Raw genomic sequence first — 3697 nt, 5'->3', positions numbered from 1 at the left:
CCAGGCTCCGCGCTCGACGCTGGTGGGAGCGGGCGCTTCCGGGCGGCTCGGTGAGCTTGCCGGCAAGCTGGGCTGCCAATCGCTGCTGCTGATGACGGACAAGGGCGTGGAGGCGGCAGGGTTGCTGGAGTCCGCGCTGGCTGCACTGAAGAAGGCGGGCATGGCGGTGCAAGTCTATTCTGACGTGCAGGCCGACCCGCCGGAGGCGGTGGTGCAAAGCGCAGTCGAGGCCGCCCGAGCATGCCGTGCCGACGGAATTATCGGCCTGGGAGGCGGAAGCTCCATGGATGTCGCCAAGCTCGTCGCATTGCTGGCTCCCGGAAATGAGCACCTGGAAGAGATCTATGGCGTCGGGATGGCCAAGGGCCCGCGGCTGCCGTTGATCCTGGTGCCGACGACCGCGGGCACCGGTTCCGAGGTAACGCCGATATCCATTGTCACGACCGGGGAGAATGAAAAGAAAGGGGTCGTGTCGCCGGTCCTGATTCCGGACTGGGCCGTGCTGGATCCCGAGCTCACGCTTGCCCTGCCGCCGTCTGTCACGGCTGCCACCGGGATTGACGCAATGGTTCATGCGATTGAGGCGTACACCAGCAAGCGCCTCAAGAATCCGGTATCGGACTGTCTCGCCCGCGAAGCCTTGCGGCTGCTGTTCAACAACATTCACACCGCTTGCCGGCAAGGCACCAATATCGAGGCGCGCCAGAACATGCTTCTCGGCGCAATGCTGGCGGGAATGGCATTTACGAATGCGCCGGTAGCCGGTGTACATGCGCTCGCCTATCCAGTGGGTGCACGTTTCCATGTTCCGCATGGCCTGTCCAACTCCCTCGTTCTTCCCGCCGTCCTGCGCTTCAATGCCCCTGTTGCTTCCGGTTTATATGCCGAACTGGCGGACATCGTCGTCCCGGGTGCCAAGGGTAGCGCCGACGAAAAAGCTGCGCTCCTGGCGCAGCGCCTTTCAGGCTTGCCCGTCGAGCTTGGATTGCCGACCCGCCTTGCCGAGGTCGGCATTGGCGAACACGACCTCGCGGCGCTCGCGGACGACGCAATGAAGCAGACGCGGTTACTGGTCAACAATCCGCGGGAAATCGGCTACTACGATGCGCTCGCCATTTACGGGGAGGCATTGTGAATACGCCAGCAAAAGGCTCGCCGCGCAGCGCCTACGTCCATTTCCACGCCATCGCGACACGCTGGATGGACAACGATGCATACCGCCACGTGAACAACGTCGTGTACTACTCGTTCTTCGATACGGCCGTGAATGAATACCTGATCCGTGCCGGCGCACTTGACTTGGAACGCTCCGAAGTGGTCGGACTGGTCGTCGAGACGCAGTGCCGCTACTTCAGTCCGGTGGCATTCCCGGACACGGTTCATGTCGGGGTCCGGGTCGCCCGGATCGGCACCAGCAGCGTGCGCTACGAGCTCGGCATCTTCCGCAACAACGAGGCAGCTGCCGCCGCAGAAGGGCATTTTGTCCATGTCTATGTGGACCGCCAGACAAACCGGCCCGTGCCGCTCCCTGAGGAACACCGGACAGCACTCGACGCCTTGCTCGCGGAAAAATCGGAAACAACGCCCCTTTGAATGCCGGGTAACCAGAGAAACACAAGGAGTCAACGATGGAGATGAAAGACGAGATCCGCCTGGAGGCGCCGCGCGAGGCAGTGTGGAATGCGCTGAATGACCCGGACGTGCTGAAGGCGTGCATCCCGGGATGCGAGGCCCTGGACAAGGTCTCGGACACGGAATTCACCTCGCTTGTGGTCGCCAAGGTCGGCCCGATCAAGGCAAAGTTCAACGGCAAGGTAACCCTCACCGATATCGTGCCACTGACCAGCTATCGGCTCGTCGGTGAAGGGCAGGGCGGCGTCGCCGGTTTTGCCAAGAGCGACATCAGTGTCGAGCTGGTCGAGGAAGCGGAGCAGGCGACGCTGTTGCGCTATGGCGTAAGCGCGAATATCGGCGGCAAGATTGCCCAGCTGGGAACGCGGCTGATCGACTCGACTGCGCGCAAGATGGCCGACCAGTTCTTTGCCAGCTTTAATGAGGCCGTGCAGCAGATGTCGGCACAGGCGAACCAGGAAGCGGGAGCGGCGATTGGCGGGGCAATGTCCGCTGCCACCGCAGTACCGGCATCGGACGACATCCTTGTTACCCTGGTGGATGTGCGCGAGCAGGGCGATATCGACAATGTGGCAGCCAGTACGAATGGCAGCAGCAGCGTCGCTGCAAAACTCGCCTCACTCTTCGGCTTCGGCAACGGGAAAGCGCAAGGCCGGAATCCGGCGCCGGCGCCCAAGTTCGGGCAAACGTCACCCGTCTTCAAGGCCGCTGTCGTCACGCTGAACCGGCCGCGCCAGAAAAACGCCGTCACGCTTGCTATGTGGCAGGACCTGGGACGCATCTTCCGCCAGCTGGGCGACGATCCCCAGGTCAGGGCCATCCTGCTGACGGGCGCCGGCGGCACCTTCAGTGCCGGCGCCGATATCGCCGAGTTCGACAAGGTACGCGCTACTGTCAAGCAGGGCGAGGACTACGAGGTCGCTGTCGATGCCTGTTGCGATGCCATCGCAGCGTCGCCGAAACCGACCATTGCGGTGATCAATGGCTTCTGCATGGGCGGTGCCTGCAATCTCGCCATGTCGTGCGACTTCCGCTTCGCCCACCCGGAGGCAATGTTTGCCATTCCCGCAGCCAGGCTGTCCATCGTGTACGGCGTGCGCGGGACCCAGCGCCTGCTATCCCTGGTCGGCGTCGCCAATGCCAAGCGCATCCTGTACTCCGCACAGCGCTTCAAGGCGGACGAGGGGCAGCGGATCGGCTTTGTCGACCGTGTGTCTGCCGACCCGATGCGCGCCGCACAATCGTTTGCCGCGGTCATGGCCAATAATGCCCCGCTCACGATTTCCGGAACCAAGTTCCTGCTCAACGGATTGACGATGGGACTGGGCGTGCTGACCGACCAGTCGGTCGACAAAGTGATCAAGCGTGCGGTGGCCAGCGAAGACTATCGGAACGCCCGCCAGGCCTTCGTTGAAAAGCGGGTTCCGGAATTCGTGGGGAAATGAGGGCATGAAACCTCCCAAGTTTGAATACCTGCGCGCGACGACGCTGGACGAGGCGCTGTCCGCCCTGGAAGCCGCCGAGGGCGACGGCAAGATCATCGCCGGCGGCCAGAGCCTCGTACCGATGCTCAACTTCCGTCTGCTCAACCCGTCCGTCCTGATCGATATCAACGGCATCGAGGAACTGGCGTTCCTGGAAGAGCAAAGTGACGGCGGACTGCGCATCGGCGCACTGACCCGCCACCACACACTGGAAATGTCGGAAGCAGTGAAGCGCCTGTTTCCAGTGATCTCCGATGCCATGCAGCACGTCGCGCATCTCGCCATACGCAACCGCGGCACCATTGGCGGCAGCATTACCCACGCCGATCCGGCCGCCGAACTACCGATGATGATGGTCTTGCTCGATGCGGAAATCACGCTGGCGTCGCCGGACGGACGGCGCGCCGTCCCCGCAGAAGAGTTCTTCATGGGGGCCTTGACCTCCGCGGTGGAAGAAAACGAGATCGTGACCGAGATCTACCTTCCTCCGCTGCCGCCCGGCTGCGGATGGGCTTTCGACGAAGTCGCGCGCCGCCTGGGCGACTTCGCGCTGGCCGCCGTCGGCGTCGTCCTCAAGGCCT

4 protein-coding genes are annotated in these 3697 nt (G+C 63.1%); all 4 read left to right on the top strand.

Annotation, left to right across the window (positions count from 1 at the left end; all coding sequences use genetic code 11):
• Positions 1-19 precede the first annotated feature (19 nt).
• A complete protein-coding gene (locus AYR66_RS23740; RefSeq protein ID WP_088710235.1) occupies positions 20-1135 on the top strand; it encodes an iron-containing alcohol dehydrogenase in 1116 nt (371 codons plus the stop codon).
• Positions 1132-1593 (top strand): acyl-CoA thioesterase, encoded by a 462-nt coding sequence (locus tag AYR66_RS23735; RefSeq protein ID WP_234815066.1) that lies wholly within the window; start codon positions 1132-1134, stop codon positions 1591-1593. The genes AYR66_RS23740 and AYR66_RS23735 overlap by 4 nt, the downstream gene beginning before the upstream one ends.
• Positions 1594-1628: 35 nt before the next feature.
• Positions 1629-3077 (top strand): enoyl-CoA hydratase-related protein, encoded by a 1449-nt coding sequence (locus tag AYR66_RS23725; RefSeq protein WP_206047307.1) that lies wholly within the window; start codon positions 1629-1631, stop codon positions 3075-3077.
• Positions 3078-3081: 4 nt separating this feature from the next.
• Positions 3082-3697: FAD binding domain-containing protein (locus AYR66_RS23720; protein WP_088710232.1), on the top strand; the 616-nt coding region annotated here is incomplete at its 3' end.

Source organism: Noviherbaspirillum denitrificans, from assembly GCF_002211445.1.
GTDB classification, from domain to species: Bacteria; Pseudomonadota; Gammaproteobacteria; order Burkholderiales; family Burkholderiaceae_D; genus Noviherbaspirillum; species Noviherbaspirillum denitrificans.
This window is presented reverse-complemented; position numbering and strand designations above follow the sequence as displayed.